This window comes from Bacillus sp. OK048 (assembly GCF_900103525.1).
Classification (GTDB): domain Bacteria; phylum Bacillota; class Bacilli; order Bacillales; family Cytobacillaceae; genus Neobacillus.
On the sequence record NZ_FNHN01000009.1, the window covers coordinates 202304 to 219686 of the forward strand.

The following is a 17383-nucleotide window of genomic DNA, read 5'->3' on the forward strand; positions in this document are numbered from 1 at the left end:
TATTTTTGGGTTACAGGCAATACCACTTTGTTATAATGGACGTATACAACTTACTAGGGTGATAGATATGAAACCAGGACTGAATAATATTCCGCATCATTGGATTGAGGAAATTGTTAATCTTGCAGGTGAGCGAATTGTCGTAGTCAATCGAGAGGGCGTCATCCTTTATATTAATTCAGCCTATTGTGAGTTTTTAGGGACGACTGTTGATCAGGCAATTGGCAGACCTGTTGAGGATGTTATTGAAAACTCACGCATGCATATTGTAGCCAAAACGGGACAAAAGGAGTTGGCTGCCCTTCATCCAATCAACGGAAGTGAAATGATTGCGAACCGCTACCCACTTATTATTGACGGCGAATTAGTAGGTGCTGTCGGTACCGTAATGTTTCGCAATCCAGAGGAATGGCGGCTGTACCAAAGTAAAATTCAACATCTTGTAGAAGAAATAAAATATTATAAAACGAAGGCTGAAAAAATTCAGAAAAGTAAATATTACTTTACGGATTTGATTGGAAAAAGTGTATCTTTCTCTGCAGTAAAAACGTTGGCTGAAAGAATTGCTGGAAGCCAGTCTGCGGTGTTAATACTTGGAGAATCAGGTACGGGTAAGGAATTGTTTGCTTCTGCCATTCACAATAACAGTTCGCGAGCATCTTTTCCTTATGTTCCAATCAACTGTGCATCCATACCAGAGCATTTACTGGAATCAGAATTATTTGGATATGACGATGGCGCCTTTACAGGTGCGAAAAAGGGCGGGAAAAAAGGACAGTTTCAACTGGCAAATCGGGGAACGATTTTTCTGGATGAAATCGGTGATATGCCGCTGGCGATGCAAAGTAAGCTTTTAAGAGTCTTGCAGGAGCATGAAATACTGCCAGTCGGCGGCCAAAAATCGATTGCTGTTGATGTCCGTATCATTGCAGCTACACATCGGGATTTAGAAAAAATGGTCGAGGAGGGAAAATTCCGCCAAGATTTATATTACCGGTTAAATGTAATTAAAGTAGAAATTCCTCCGCTTCGGGATCGTGTAGGGGATATCGAATTAATTTCAGTGAAATTACTCGAAAAATTGGAAAGAAAATTTTATCGTAAAGGGATACTATTATCTGACGAGGTAATTGAGCGACTGAATCAACACAAGTGGCAAGGAAATGTTCGGGAGCTAGAGAATGTGCTAGAAAGGTCTATAAATGTATTAGATGGAAATACAATTGAAATAGCACACTTGCCATTATATTTACGTGATCAAGAGACTGTAAGTATTCCTATTAAAGAAAGCGGTTGCACGGGAAAAGGAGCAAACACTGCGGCTATGCCTGTTCAGTCTTTAAAAGAAACACTTGCATACGTGGAAAAACAAGCAATTTTAAATGCCTTATCCGCCGCTAATGGGAATAAGCAGGAAGCTGCAAAGTTACTTGAAATAGGGAAAACTAGGTTTTACGAGAAATGTAAAATCTATGATATTAAATAGATTTGTAGGCAGTTTCCTTAATGGGAAACTGCCCTATTTAGTAACTCGATAGTAAGATGTAAAAAAATTCGCAAAAGTGGTCATAAAAGTGTTGAAACAAATCAAATTTATTCTATTAAAATGTAAGATAAGTTGTAAGTGAAATAAAAAGGGGGAGAATACAAGTTATGGAATCATCAGTATGGATGGGAAGATTCTACGGAATTTGCCAATGGATTGCCCGGCTTGCCTATGTTAATCTTCTATGGCTGCTTTTTACGGGTCTGGGTTTATTTGTTTTTGGGGCTGCCCCTGCTACAGTAGCGATGTTTACGATTATTCGAAAATGGCTAAGAGAAGAAAGTGATTTACCAATCTTGTCCTTTTTTTGGAAAACCTACAAAAAAGAGTTTTGGAAGGCAAACAGCTTAGGATTTATATTATTAGTAATTAGCATTGTTCTTTACTTAGATTGGCGCTTAATCATTTCTATTCAAGGGGTCTTCTATCCAATTTTGATGGGTTGTTTAATAGGAGTGGGTTTCCTTTTTCTTACTGTTATGATATTTATTTTTCCCGTTTATGTCCAATATGAATATAAAACTCTTCAATATATAAAAACAGCCTTTTTGCTAGGAGTTTCTTACCCGCTCTATACGATGGTGATGATTTCTACAGCCATTTGTATTTTTATAATCAGTGTTTTTTTCAATGGCATTGGACTTCTCTTCTTTGGAAGCGGTTTAAGTTTTATTTTAATGTATATATCGAATCTGCTTTTTAATAAAATTGCCAAACAATTTACTGTTGTTGCTTCTTAGGGACGTGTGAAACATGTAGTGGTAAAAATAGTATTATAAGGAGTAAATTTATTGGTATTAATATCAAATTTGAATTTGTTAAACTTTTAGTGTAAGGGTTTTCAAATATTTGATAGGTAAAAATATTGAGGGGGAAAAGCAATGAAGAGAAAACTTTGGTCGTTACTCATCTTTACTATGTTATTTAGTTTAGTCCTAGCGGGCTGTTCTAGCAGTGGCAGTAAGGAAAAAGCATCGTCAGAACCAAAAAAGGACGAAAAGGCAACAATCAAATTCCACACTCATGGAAACGAAGCATCCTATAACTGGAAAAGCACTATCGCAGCATTTGAAGAAAAACACCCTAACATCAAAGTAGATTTAGTCATCCTTAGTGAAAAGGGAGATTCACAGGAAGCACTTAAAAAGCTCGACCTAGCTGCAGCGTCAGGAGAACAATTGGATGTTCTGATGTTTAGTGACCCAGCAAGCTATGCACAGCGTGTAAGCATGGGAATGGTTGCACCGATTGATGAGTATATTAAAAAAGATGGTTATAAGGTTACAGAAGAATACAAAGTTGATACTCAAATTGATGGAAAATATTATGCACTGCCTGGTAAATTTAATCCATGGTATGTTCTAATCAATAAAGACCATTTAACAACAGCTGGTCTTGAGGTACCAAAAGATTGGACATGGGATGAATATACAAAGTATGCTAAAGCTATGACAACAAAAGATCACTATGGAACATACTTCCACGGTCCACAGGGTGGAGGCTGGATGGAGTTTATGAAGCTGGCACTTGCAAGTGAGGCTGATAATACTGAATTCACTACTGCAGATGGCAAATCAAATATTGAAAATCCTTTATTTAAAAAGACACTTGAACTAAGAATTCAGATGGAAAAAGAAGATAAATCAGCCGTTCCATACACAGATATTTTATCTCAAAAACTTCATTATCGTAACCAGTTCTTTGGTCAGGATGCAAGCTCAATCCTTATCGGCAGCTGGATGAATACTGAACTTGGCGGTACGGACCAATTCCCATTAGAATTTGATGTAGCGGTTGCTCCATATCCAAAAAATAATAGCGGCGATAAAGGTGGTTATACTCCAGTAACAACAGACTATATGTCGGTTGCGGGAACTTCTGAGAATAAAGAAGCAGCATATGAGTTCATTCGCTGGTATACAACAGAAGGGCAAATTGTCCAAGGGAAGAGTATCCCATCTTGGAGTAAAGTAAGTGAAGGTGAACTAACTGGTATCATTGACAAGATTCTTAGTGGAACAAAGAACCCTGAAAAGGTTGATAAAGAATCATTAATCAATGTACTATCAAATGCAAAATCATCAAAAATCATTTCACCAGTTGCCTATCAATCCGAGCTTTACAAGGTTATCAATGAGGAATATGAAAAGCTAATCTTTGGAGAGCAAGATATTGATGCAACCATTAAATCTTCTCAAAAAAGAGCGCAGGAAATTATTGACAGCAACAAATAGTATAGACATTATCACAGAATAATAGAATAATGGATAAAAAAGGGGGTTGTAATTGCTTACAACCCCATCTTTCTATTGGAAGGGTGGTTTGCATATGAAAGGAAGTAAACCGCGTAAATGGGGGCCTCGTTCTTTCCGCTCTAAATTGATTTTCATTTCGATCATTTGCTTAATCATTCCTGCTGTGATCTCATTATCAATCTATAACTATTTAACAAAAGATATGCTAAAGGATCAGGCACTGTCAAATGCAAACAGAGAGCTTACGATAGCAAATGAATATGTAGAGAAGCTATTAGAAGATATGCTCTACATTACCAACTTTGTTCAACTCGATGCGGAAATGAATACGATTTTAAAAGAAAAGGCTCAAAATCAGATAGAAAATGAAACCGATTACAAAAGTTACATGAATGATAGTAAAATCAATAAAACGATTGAAAATATTACGCTTGTTGGAGAAAAGTCATATGTTACCATCCTTTTAAAGAATGGGAAATCGTACAAAAATTACACCAACTATGATTATGACCCTAGTGGCTTAGTCCATAAGGATTGGTTAAAAAAATTGAATACATTACAAGGTTATGAATCCGCTTGGATTGAAAGCATGCCAACCGTGTTTAAGTCGGAGAAAGAGAATAACCCTTATCAAATATCAGTTGCTAGAACGTTAAGAGATGGGAACTTAGGGATTTATGGCTACGTGATCGTAACCATTATGGAAAATGAACTAAATCAAATATTTGGGAACACGCATGGACATGAGGAGATGATGATTATCAATTCATCAAATCAAATCCTTTCACACCGTAACCATTTAAAGATCGGTGAACATTTCCAATATAGCGAGCAGTTGAAGGAGAATAATTCTTCAAATATTTTCCAAATATCCAATGAAGATTATTTGATTGCCGAACACGATATCTCATTTACGGGGTGGAAGCTTGTATCCCTAGTTCCGTATAAACAAGCTGTAAATCAAATTAATTCAATATTTAGTAAGGTTTTTACGGTACAGCTTGTATCATTTACCATTTTCCTTATTTTTATGGCATCCTTATTAAGAACCATTACGAAACCGATTGTCCATTTAGGGAAGATAGCAGAAGCAGTTAAAAGAGGGAATCTAGCGATTCGTTCCCGTCTGCGGAGCAGGGATGAGGTGGGCAGACTGTCTGAATCCTTCAATCATATGCTCGATCGTGTCAACGAGATGATTTATGAAATTACAGATACACAGGAACGAAAAAGAAAAGCAGAGCTTGATATGCTTCAAGCCCAAATAAATCCTCATTTCCTTTTTAATGTTCTTAATTCCATCCGTATGAAGGTATTGGGAAAAGGAGATCAAGAAAGTGCAAATATGATTAGTTCTTTGTCAAAGTTATTGAGAATGACCATTGATAAGAACAAAGAAACGATTACTTTTCGTGAAGAAATCCAAATTGTTTTAGATTATATAAACATCATGAATATGAGGCAAAAAGAACAAGTAAAGGTAGAAATAGATGTCCATGAGGAAGCAAATACACTGATGATTCCACGCTTTATTTTGCAGCCAATTATCGAAAATTCAATTATCCATGGTCTCAATAAACGTGCAGGAACGATAGTAGTCAGTACTGAACGGAGAGAAAATCAACTAGTCATTATCATCGAAGATAATGGCCAGGGAATGGATGAAGCGTCTTTGAGCCAACTAAAAAGGAAGATCAATCATTCGAATTGTACAGAAAATAGTCATGAAACACATAACAAAGGGTTCTCTTCTTTAGGATTATCCAATGTGTATGAACGAATGTTTATAACTTTTGGTAAGTCTTTTACAATGGATATAAAAAGTTTGCCAGGAGCAGGGACAAAAGTGATCTTGACTATTCAAAAAGGGGGCAATTCTGATGTACAAAGTAATGCTAGTTGACGATGATTATCCAGTATTACAGCTGTTATCTGAAACAATAGAGTGGGAACAGCTCGGTGTATCACTTCAAAGTACACACGAAAATGGTGCCAGTGCCTATGAAAAAGCGATGAGTGAAATGCCTGATATCTTAATTACCGATATCGGTATGCCCAAAATGAATGGAATTGAACTAACGAAAAAGCTAAAAAGTCAAAATCCAAATTTAAAGGTAGCTATTTTATCCTGCCACTCTGATTTTAAACATGCCCATCAGGCATTAAAGCTGCAAGTTCAGGATTACTTAGTTAAAGATACCTTTGAACTAGAAGATTTAACACAATTGATTAAGAAGTTTAAAGATACTTTAGATGAACAAAATAATAAAATATTTAAGCACCTTCAGATACAGAATATGCTTGATAGAAATAAAGAAAGTGTGAAAGAGAGATTCATAAAGAAAACAATCGAACATCCCGATATTATCGAGAAAAATTGGCTGGATGAGGCAAAAACACTAGGTCTTCATCTGGATCAAAATGGATATATCGGTTCCATGGCGATAATTCACAATTTCAGCAGCGTAAAAGAACAATTTCTTTCAGAGGATACGTTAAATTTTGCGATTAATAATGTCGTGACAGAAGCAATAGAACGCTGCTATCCAGGTGCCGTACATTTTCAGCTAGGAGTAAGAGAACTATTTGTTTTCTTCCCTTGTTCTTTAATGTTAAAAAAGAATGCGCTTACCGAAGCGAATGAAAGCATGAAAAGGATTCAACATGCTTTGAAAAAATCATTGAACGTATCACTATCGTTCATTACAGGTGATGGTTGCACGAATATGCGTGAGTTTAAGCAGGAATTATTAAATTTGTTGGATTGCAGCCACCAGAGTTTTTATCTGAAGCCAGGTACAATCATCGAACGGAAGATGCCACAGGAGGCACCAACCGAGGATCTTTTTTCTAAGTATGATGAAGCTGCCACAGAGTTGCGTGAGCTAATTATGCTCAAAGACGAGAACAAAATTAATGATTATGTGATCAAATGGACGACTTTCCTTGAAGAAAATCAATTCTCACCGGAGCTGGTAAAGGATTGGGTGCTAAAACTGCTATTAGATTTAAGGGCAAAGCTGCACGCATTACAGTTATTTCGGTCGCAGCAGACCATTGATTACATGCACAATGATATATTTGAAATTCAGTTTTTGCATGAACTGAAAACATGGCTGATGAATTATTTCAAATCAATCCTCTCTTTTGTTAAAGAAATATATGGGCAAACAAAACGGAAGGAAATTCTTGATGCATTTAAATATGTAACGATGAATATCGAAAGGAAAATAACCCTTGATGAGGTTTCGAGCCATTTATACTTAAATCCCAGCTATTTCAGTCGCTTGTTTAAGAAAGAGGCGGGCGAAACTTTTGTAGAGTACGTTACAAAAATGAAAATAACTCGGGCAAAAGAACTGCTCGAACAAACAGCGGACTCTGTAGGGAAAATATGTGAGCGATTAGGCTATGATAATCAAAGCTACTTTATTAAGATATTTAGAAATTATGTTGGGGTTACGCCAATTGAGTATAGAGGCGGAAAGGTGTAAGAATTGTTGATTAAGAGTGATATAAATCAAGTCCAGACCACTAGGGTGCTGGGCTTTTTTCTTGCCTATTAAGAAGTCAAAATTGTAGGAATATAGAACAAAATACCGTTACTAGGGAAGTCTATCATTATTTTATAATAAAAATATACTAAAAATTGAGGTGAATCAAATGAGTGTAAAAACAGAACTCACCACACCCGTAAAGGTTGTAAACAAAGAAAAGAACAAAAAAGTCGTCAAGGAAAAAAGTGAAAACTTAGTAGGATTGTTTTTTGTATCTCCAATGCTCATTGGTGTTACCATCCTTGTTTTACTCCCTATCTTTGCAACATTTGCTCTAAGTTTTGCAGATTGGAGTTTCATTACCCCTCTTTCTCAGCTGAAGTGGGTTGGCTTTGACAACTTCACTAGATTGTTTGAAGATGGAACCTTTTTGAAGTCACTTCGCAATAACGCAATATTCGTCCTCACAGTACCAATTTGTATGATCATTTCACTTCTTTTGGCGATTACGATTGACAGAAATGTTTACCTAAAAGGTTTTTTCAAAGTAGCATTTTTCATGCCATATATCTCAAGTGTTGTTGCGATAGCTGTTGTTTGGCAGGTATTATTTCATCCATCGGCAGGTCCGATAAATCAAGTGCTAATGTCATTAGGTATTGAAAACCCGCCATTGTGGATTGCAGATCCGAATTTCGCACTGATATCCATTATGATTATTCAAATATGGATTTCAATAGGATTTAACATGATTATCTATTTAGCAGGATTGCAATCGATTCCAAGGGATTTATATGAAGCGGCCGATATTGATGGGGCAAATGCATGGGTGAAGTTTAAACACATTACGTTGCCAATGATTTCTCCTACTTCATTCTTCTTATTTATAACTGGAATCATTTCTACCTTTAAAGTGTTTGACTTAGTTGCCGTATTAACAAAAGGTGGACCATTAAACTCTACCTCGATGATTGTTTGGAACCTTTATGATACCGCTTTCGTTAATCTGAAGATTGGCTATGCATCTGCAATGGCTGTCGTCCTATTCTTGGTTGTCTTCGGAATTACCGTTTTCCAATGGCTTGGACAGAAAAAATGGGTGAATTATTAAGGAGGGTTAGCAGTGGCAAAATCAATAGATATTAGAAAAAGTATTATTACAGTAATCATGCTCGTCTGTAGCATATTGTTCCTTTTACCATTTGTGTGGATGCTTTCAACATCTTTTAAAATAGAAGCTGATGTGTTTAAATTCCCAATCCAGTGGATTCCAGAAAGATGGAATGGCTTTGACAACTATAAGGAAGTTTGGTTTGGGGACTATCCTTTCTATATTTATTATTGGAATACGATAAAAGTTTCCGTGATTACGACAGCTGTTTCAGTTGTGGTCTCATCACTGGCTGCATATGGATTTTCAAAAGTTAAATTTCCATTTGGGAATTTCCTGTTTATTATCGTACTTGCTACTTATATGGTACCACCACAGGCGATTCTAGTTCCTCAATTCATTTTATTTCGAAAGATTGGTTTATTCGATAGCCATTTTGGACTGATTTTGTTAGGAAGCTTTAGTGTTTTAGGTACCTTTATGCTGCGTCAATTTTTCATGAGCATTCACAATGATTTAATAGAAGCCGCAAAAATTGATGGTGCAGGACACTGGAGGATATTCTGGTCCATCGCCTTGCCAATCGTAAAACCGGCGATTGCCACATATGGGATTCTTAGATTTATCTGGACATGGAATGACTATCAAAATCCACTCATATTCTTACGTACAGATCATTTATTAACCATTCAAATCGCTATGCAGAAATTCACGACCATTAATGGGGAGTTCTATTCCTTGATTATGGCGGCTGCAGTATCTGCGATTCTTCCTTTAGTCATTGTATTTATTATCGGACAAAAACAGGTAATTGAAGGAATTGCATTAGGAGGAGTAAAAGGCTAAGGAGGTCGAAGTCATTGATTTCAACTGAATTAAAGAATTTGCTAGTTTCACATTCCCCATTATTATTTTCAACCACAAAAGAAAAAGAAGATTGGTGGAGAAACGCAAGGAATAATCCTGAATTTATACCGCTCCTTGATGAGGTAAGAAATGAGGGTAGTCGGCTATTACAGGAAAAGGAACAAGAGTTGACCTACTCCTTGTTCAGGCTATTTACTGAAAATGGTTCGAGGCAGGAATTCGAAAAGGTCTATTTCCAAAAAAGACACCGTCTTACTACCTTTACCTTAATGGTGTTGCTTGAACCGATGAATAAGGAATACGTAACAGCACTAGAAAATACGATTTGGTCGGTTTGTAATGAGTATTCCTGGTGCTTGCCTGCCCATTTAAAAAACAGTTCAGAAACTTCCACAACTATCGGGCTATCATTGGGGGAGCACTCTGTAGAAAACTATTCGATTGACTTATTTGCAGCTGAGACGGCTTTTTCCTTATCCGAGATAGTAATGCTCACGGGGAATGTTTTAGATCGGTTGATTTGTAAAATTATTTATGTAGAGGTGTATAAGCGAATATTTCTTCCATTTAAAACAACGAAATATGAATGGGAAACACAAGAGCATAACTGGGCTGCTGTTTGTGCTGGTTCGATTGGTTCGGCGGCAATACATTTAATCGAAGATCCCAATGAACTAGCAACGATACTGGAGCGAGTACTTCCAGCCATGGAGTGTTATCTAAAGGGCTTCAGTGATGATGGAGTATGTCTAGAAGGCTACGGATATTGGCAATATGGTTTTGGCTACTACGTTTATTTTGCAGATTTATTAAAAAAGAAAACAGATGGCCAATTGGATTTATTTGATGATGAGAAAGTACATCAAATTGCTTTGTTTCAACAAAGGTGTTTTCTGAATCAGAATCATGTGGTCAACTTTTCGGACGCAAATCCAACCGCATCAGTATTTTTAGGATTAAGTCACTATTTAAGCAAGGTTTACCATGACTTTGAACCCCCAGAAAGAAAGCTGCGTGCTAAATTTACGGAAGACCATTGTGGTAGATGGGCACCAGCGATTCGAAACCTTCTATGGTTTGATGAGGCAATTCCAGAAAAATCATGGGGTAACGGAACCAACTATTATAAGGAATCACAATGGTTTATTTCAAGACACCAGACAGAATTAGGCAGTTTTTCTTTCGCAGCCAAAGGCGGCAATAATAACGAACCACATAATCATAATGATATTGGCCATTTTATCCTACAAAGGGATAATGAGGTTTTCTTTAAGGATTTAGGAAGTGGTTTATATACAAAAGATTATTTTAGTGAGGAACGTTATACGTATTTATGTAATGGATCACAGGGGCATTCTGTTCCCATTATTAATCATCAGTTTCAAGATGAAGGAGCGTCTAGGTTTGCTAGAATTCCCCAAGCAGATATAGGCAACGATGTGGAAATCTTTGAGCTCGATATAGCTAGAGCTTATGATTTAGAGCCGTTGCAAAAATTAACTCGAAGGTTTACCTGGGTTAAAAAAGATTTGCCTAAGCTAGTAGTAGAGGATACCTATTCTTTTACAGAACAGCCAGTTTCCATAGTAGAAAGATTGATTATTCCTTCTTTGAGGATTACGGAAGCAGAAGATGAAGTAATCCTGGAAGGGAAGCAGAGATTGAGAATCCTATATGATAGCAGGGTGCTTTACTTGGAAGTTAAGAGGTTAAATTTTATCAATCATTCCGGGAATATGGAGGAAAACCTTGCGCTCGACTTTACCGTGTTAAATCCCGTGAAAGAGTGTAATGTTCAATTCATATTCCAATTTGAATAGGCAGGGTGAAAAACAATGACAGAACAACTGCTATGGGTTAATGAAGCTTGGCAGAAAGTGACTGAAAAAGTTGACAGAACAAGTAAAAGAATTGGAGCCAATTTCCCGCACGCAAGTGAAAACAAACAATATGTTCTTGCAGAACCATATTGGTGGACTGCCGGTTTTTGGCCAGGATTACTATGGCTTTTATATAGAGACCAAAAAAATGAAGAACTAAAGCAAATTGCAGAAGAGTGCGAAGAAAAACTTGATGCTGTTCAACATGAGTATTACCGTCTTGATCATGATATGGGCTTTATGTGGACACTTACAAGCGTAGCCCGTTATAAACTTTTAGGGGAAGAGAATTCAAAGAGACGTGCTTTAGTAGCAGCGAATCTATTAATGGGAAGATTTAATGTAAATGGCAACTTTCTACGTGCGTGGAACCCGTGGACGGAAGGAGAGGACAATAGCGGCGTAGCCATTATCGACTGTATGATGAACCTGCCGCTTCTATATTGGGCCTCCGAAGAAACAGGTGACCCTAGATTCCAGAGCGTTGCCAAAAAGCATGCTGATATGGTTTTAAACCATTTTGTTCGGAGTGATGGCGCGGTCCACCATATTGTCCGCTTTGATCCTGAAAGCGGTGAAAGAATTGAAGCGATGGGTGGCCAGGGATATGGTCCAGATTCAGCTTGGTCAAGAGGAAATGCATGGGCTATTTATGGTTTAACATTGTCCTATGAATATACAGGAGAAGCAAAGTATTTGGAGGCCGCGAAAAGGGTCGCACATTTCTTTATCTCCCATTTGCCAGAGGATTACGTTCCTAATTGGGATTTCCTCCTCCCCGAGGATGTCGATACGCCAAGGGATTCCTCTGCAGGTGCCATCGCCGCAAGTGGTCTCCTTTTATTGGCAGAAAAGGTGAGTGCACCAGAATCACCAATCTATCATAGAGCAGGGGAGAAAATACTCGAATCCCTTTTCAGAAATTATGGCGATTGGGAAGGGGTGGAAGAGGGATTGATTCTACATGGAACAAGCCATTTCCCTGAACAGAAGTTTTTGGATAACCCGCTAATTTATGGAGACTATTATTTTGTTGAAGGACTTGCTAGATTAAAAGGTTACAAGGAACTATTTTGGTAGAAGGCTGGTATCGTGTATGCTAAAAATTGATCTACCAATCCAGAAAAATCCGCTTCAGTCCCGAGAGAATATGGTCGAAGCAGTAAAGCAAATCGTAAATCCGTTGAAGCCGTATTATAGCAAGGGGAAGGCTAAGCTTGAATTAGGAAGCACAGGCACCAGTTACTCTGATGATATTGCGGGACTGGAAGGATTCTCCCGAGTGCTTTGGGGGATTGTCCCTCTGCTTGCTGGCGGTAAAAGCTCTGAAGTTTGGGACTTGTGTTTGCAAGGAATTAAAAACGGCACCAACCCTGCTCATGAAGAATATTGGGGAGAAATTACTGACTTTGATCAGCGTGCCGTCGAAATGGCTGCCTATGGTTATGCACTTGCACTCATGCCGAATAAAGTTTGGGGTCCCTTGACAGACCAAGAGAAGGAAAACCTATTTGCTTGGCTGAATCAAATTAATCATGTCAGCGTATATGATTGTAATTGGCTGTTTTTCCCTGTGTTGGTTAACCTCGGTTTTAAAGCAGTAGGAGTGCCTTATGACCAGGAAGTAATAAGGAAGAATCTTGATCGAATCGATGATTTCTATTTAGAGGAAGGTTGGTATGCAGACGGAATAAGTGCTCACTGTGACTATTATGTTCCCTTTGCCATCCATTTTTACAGTTTGCTCTATGCAAAACTAATGGATAAAGAAGATCCTGAAAGAGCAAAAAAGTATAAAAGTAGGGCTGCCACGTTTGCAAAGGATTTTATCTATTGGTTTTCAAAGGATGGTTCCGCTCTTCCCTATGGCAGAAGTTTAACGTACAGATTTTCACAATCCGCATTTTGGAGTGCGCTCGTATATGCTGGAGTTGAGCCATTTTCTCTAGGAGAGATGAAGGGGCTCATACTGCGGAACCTTCGCTGGTGGTTTAAGCAGCCAATCTTTGACTCAAATGGACTGCTGACAATAGGTTATAGTTATTCAAATTTGGTTATGGCAGAAAACTATAATGCACCAGGTTCACCTTATTGGGCACTAAAAACTTTCCTGATTCTAGCACTGCCAGAGAATCATCCATTTTGGCTGGCAGAAGAAAAGCAGCTGCCAGTTTTGAAGGAGAAGGTTGTACAAAATTCTCCGCGATTTATCATCTGCCGGCAGGAAAAACAAGATCATACGGTTGTCTTTAACGCGGGATATAAGCACACGAATGAACACCCGCATGTAGCGGCTAAATATGAAAAATTTGTATACTCTAACATGTTTGGATTTAGCGTGCAAAAGGGAGATTGGGGACTTGCCCAAGGTGCGTTTGATTCAATGTTAGCTGTTAGTGAAGGGGACAATGTTTATCGCGGAAAAAGAACATGTGTTGACTATGCGGTTTCTGAAAATGTCGTTTATACCAAATGGAAGCCATTTGGTGATGTCGAAATTAAAACATGGCTAGTTGCTGGGGCGCCATGGCATATTCGTATTCATTGTATCAAGACTAGTAGAAACATAGATTATGCTGAAGGTGGATTTGCGCTAGGGCTTGAAAACCATGCATATATACCGCAAAAGCCAGAGGTACTTCTAAACCAGCAAGATAGTTTGGTTAAATTTCCTTGGGGAGTGAGCGGGATTCAAAAAATATATGGTAATGGTCAAGCAGAGTTGATCTACCCAAATGCAAATACTAATCTCCTTAATCCAAGGACCGTTATCCCAACAGTGAAAGGCAGCCTAAAGCCTGGAAAACGCTGGCTTATAAATGCTGTGTTCGGAGAACCAGGAAGTGACCATGTGATAAATCACTGGGATAAGGTACCAGAGGTTGTGTTGGTTAATGATGAGATTATTGTTAGACAGGGCGGAGAGAAAGTTGTTATTCAAAAAGGTGTGGGAACATCCTAACTATACATTATGGATATTAATAGACACCACTATTATTAAGTAATGGTGGTGCCTATTTTTTTTTCAGTGTTAAGCTTCAATTAGTAATAACTTCGCAGCACTATGGGTTCTGTAGGTAGTAGATTTTAGATTAATGTAGATAGGAAGTGTGAAGGATATGACAACGATTCCAGGCTTAAATTGGCTTACAGATGTTAGTAAATTTGCAGTAAACCGTCTTCCAGCCCACTCAGACCATATGTACTTTGAAACGTTGACGGAGGCACGGAGCACAGTTCCAATGAAAATGCGTCATGAATTAAATGGAAACTGGAAGTTTTACTATAGTATTAATCCAAACCACAGACCAGTAAACTTTTTCGAGAAAGATTATCCTTGCGCTGGCTGGGGGGATATCAAGGTACCAGGACATATTCAACTACAAGGCTATGGGCAGCTCCAATATGTAAACACGATGTACCCTTGGGATGGTCATCATGAACTTCGTCCGCCAGCAATTTCAACTGACCATAATCCAGTCGGAAGCTATGTGAAATATTTCAATGTGCCAGCTAATATGCAAAATAAGCTGGTTTATATTTCTTTTCAAGGTGTAGAATCAGCCTTTTATGTATGGTTAAATGGTGAGTTCGTAGGTTACAGTGAGGACTCCTTTACACCTGCAGAGTTTGACCTTTCTCCTTATTTAATTGATGGTGAGAACAAGCTGGCAGTCGAGGTTTATCAACGGAGTACTGGCGGTTGGCTTGAAGATCAGGATTTTTGGAGATTCTTTGGAATTTTCCGTGATGTCTATCTTTATACTGTTCCAGAAATTCATGTCGCCGACCTTCATGTTCGTCCAGAATTGGATTCAACTTTTACAAAAGGGACATTTGCTGTCAATTTAAAGCTTCAAGGTTCAGCTCCTTCCAAGATCACAGCAGAATTGGTTGATAGAAAAGGTACTCTTATTCAAACTGGAAAAGCGGAGAACATTGATGGCAAATGGTCGATTACCATGCCTGTCAAGCAACCTGCGCTTTGGAGTGCAGAAAATCCCTATTTGTACAAATTATTTATTCAAATCTATAACGAATCTGGCAATTTAGTAGAGGTTGTTCCTCAGAAGATTGGTTTTAGAAGATTTGAACTTGTGAATAAAATAATGCTCCTTAATGGGAAGCGGATTGTATTTAAGGGAGTGAACCGTCATGAATTCAATCCACGCCGTGGAAGGGCGATTACAAAAGAAGACATGCTCTGGGATATAAAAACTCTGAAACGTCACAACATCAATGCAGTTCGTACATCTCATTATCCGAACCAAAGCTTATGGTACGAGCTATGTGATGAATATGGAGTATATGTAATCGATGAGATGAATCTTGAAACCCATGGCTCATGGCAAAAGATGGGCAAGGTTGAGCCTTCGTGGAATATTCCGGGTAATCTGCCGGAATGGGAACCGATTGTCATGGACCGTGCCATCTCTATGGTTGAACGGGATAAGAATCACCCATCCATCTTGATTTGGTCCTGTGGGAACGAATCATACGCTGGTGAAGTCATTTTGAATGTCACTAAATATTTCAAAAGGGTTGACCCAAGCAGACTTGTACACTACGAAGGAGTATTTCATAACCGCGATTATAACGATACGAGTGATATGGAAAGCCGCATGTATGCGAAGCCAGCCGACATTAAGAAATATTTAAATGAAAATCCGGAAAAGCCATATATTAGCTGCGAATACATGCATGCAATGGGGAATTCACTTGGTGGCATGTACAAATACACCGATTTAGAGCAAAAGTATCCAATGTACCAGGGCGGGTTTATTTGGGATTATATTGATCAATCAATATATAATAAGGATCGTTACGGAAATGAATTCCTTGCCTATGGCGGCGATTTTGGTGATCGTCCAACCGATTACGGGTTCTGTACAAATGGAATTGTCTATGCCAACCGAGAGCTTTCACCTAAAATGCAGGAAGTGAAATTTTTATATCAAGATTTTAAACTAGTACCAGATCAGACAGGTGTTACCATTAAAAATGAAAGTCTATTCTCCAATACGGCTGATTATGAGTTGGTATATGCATTATTCCTGGAAGGCAGGGAATTGTACCGAGGTAGGTTGCATGCTACGGTTGAACCGCAAAGTGAAGACCGTTTTGAATTTGCATTACCTGCAGAGTTCACGGCAGAATCAGGTGAGTATTGCGTGCAAACATCACTGTTATTGAGTGAAAGTACTCAATGGGCAGAAAAAGGATATGAGATTGCATATGGTCAATTTGTTTATCAAGTGGGTACAAAGAAATTAGCACCAGTAAATGGCTTTTTACGCGTTGCCTATGGGGATGTGAATATTGGCGTTCACGGCCGGGACTTCACTGTGATGTTCTCAAAGGGTGCAGGAAGTTTAGTTTCTCTTAATTATGCAGGTAAGGAGATGGTTTCATTGCCTCCAACGCCATTGTTCTGGAGAGCAAGTACTGACAATGATCGAGGTTTTTCTCAAGGTTTTGATTCGGGTCTTTGGTATGCAGCGAGCTTGGCTAGAAAGTGTGTAAATATTGAAGTCGAAGAAAAAGAAAGTCATGTGAGTGTAGGATTTACCTATAAATTCTCAATCAATCATGAAATTGAAGTTAAGAGTGTTTACAGTGTTTATCCAAATGGAAGTGTCCGGGTTAAATCTGCTTATAAAGGGGCAGAAAATTTGCCGAAGTTTCCGATATTTGCGGTGTCCTTCAAGGTGCCAGCTGATTATGATCAACTGGAATGGTATGCAATGGGTCCGGAAGAAAACTATTCTGACCGCGCTATGGGTGCTAAGCTAGGTATCTTTAAAAATCAAGTTAGTGATAATCTATCAGATTATGTCATGCCGCAGGAATCTGGTAATAGAACTGGTGTCCGCCGCGTTAACGTGACAAACTGCAACGATCAGGGAATTAGGATATCATCGGTAACAGCACCACTGGAATGTAACTTTAGTCCCTATACAGCATTCGAGCTTGAGAATGCACAGCATGTGTATGAGCTGCCACCTATTCATTATACGGTTATAACGGTTGCCGGTAAGCAGATGGGTGTTGGAGGGGACGACAGCTGGGGAGCTCCTGTTCACGACGAGCACCTGATCAAGGCTGATCAGGACTTGGAGTTTGAGTTTTTGATTCAAAGGGTTTAATCGATATACGTGTAACGTTGCAATTTATCTATGAAAAACTTTACTTGAAAAAAGTAAGGAAGATGAAATAAGACATAATGG

At 38.4% G+C, this 17383-nt stretch carries 11 protein-coding genes; all 11 read left to right on the forward strand.

The annotated features are described in order from the left end of the window. Positions 1-67: 67 nt before the first annotated feature. Positions 68-1486 carry a sigma-54 interaction domain-containing protein gene (locus BLR86_RS17530; protein WP_090764258.1) on the forward strand — a complete coding sequence of 473 codons (1419 nt, stop codon included), beginning with the start codon at positions 68-70 and terminating at the stop codon, positions 1484-1486. 167 nt (positions 1487-1653) lie between these two features. Beyond that, positions 1654-2286, forward strand: a complete 633-nt coding sequence (locus tag BLR86_RS17535) for a YesL family protein (RefSeq protein WP_090764261.1) — start codon at positions 1654-1656, stop codon at positions 2284-2286. A gap of 141 nt (positions 2287-2427) precedes the next feature. Then, complete coding sequence (locus tag BLR86_RS17540) at positions 2428-3780, forward strand: ABC transporter substrate-binding protein (RefSeq protein WP_090764263.1); 1353 nt, start codon at positions 2428-2430, stop codon at positions 3778-3780. Between the two features lie 94 nt (positions 3781-3874). Further along, a complete protein-coding gene (locus tag BLR86_RS17545) occupies positions 3875-5704 on the forward strand; it encodes a sensor histidine kinase (RefSeq protein ID WP_139185638.1) in 1830 nt (609 codons plus the stop codon). Beyond that, positions 5682-7295 carry a response regulator transcription factor gene (locus BLR86_RS17550; RefSeq protein ID WP_090764268.1) on the forward strand — a complete coding sequence of 538 codons (1614 nt, stop codon included), beginning with the start codon at positions 5682-5684 and terminating at the stop codon, positions 7293-7295. Before BLR86_RS17545 ends, BLR86_RS17550 begins: the two co-directional genes overlap by 23 nt. A 169-nt stretch (positions 7296-7464) precedes the next feature. Next, a complete protein-coding gene (locus tag BLR86_RS17555; protein ID WP_090764271.1) occupies positions 7465-8409 on the forward strand; it encodes a carbohydrate ABC transporter permease in 945 nt (314 codons plus the stop codon). A 57-nt stretch (positions 8410-8466) separates the two neighbouring features. Beyond that, positions 8467-9255: a carbohydrate ABC transporter permease gene (locus tag BLR86_RS17560; protein WP_175492943.1), complete on the forward strand. Its 789-nt coding sequence runs from the start codon at positions 8467-8469 to the stop codon at positions 9253-9255. A 14-nt stretch (positions 9256-9269) separates the two neighbouring features. Next, positions 9270-11096, forward strand: a complete 1827-nt coding sequence (locus tag BLR86_RS17565; protein ID WP_090764277.1) for a heparinase II/III family protein — start codon at positions 9270-9272, stop codon at positions 11094-11096. Between the two features lie 15 nt (positions 11097-11111). Beyond that, a complete protein-coding gene (locus tag BLR86_RS17570; RefSeq protein WP_090764280.1) occupies positions 11112-12236 on the forward strand; it encodes a glycoside hydrolase family 88 protein in 1125 nt (374 codons plus the stop codon). A 16-nt stretch (positions 12237-12252) separates the two neighbouring features. Next, positions 12253-14118 carry a DUF2264 domain-containing protein gene (locus tag BLR86_RS17575; RefSeq protein ID WP_090764282.1) on the forward strand — a complete coding sequence of 622 codons (1866 nt, stop codon included), beginning with the start codon at positions 12253-12255 and terminating at the stop codon, positions 14116-14118. A 157-nt stretch (positions 14119-14275) separates the two neighbouring features. Then, positions 14276-17302, forward strand: coding sequence for a beta-galactosidase, LacZ type (locus BLR86_RS17580; protein WP_090764285.1), 3027 nt, complete (start codon positions 14276-14278; stop codon positions 17300-17302). Positions 17303-17383 lie beyond the last annotated feature (81 nt).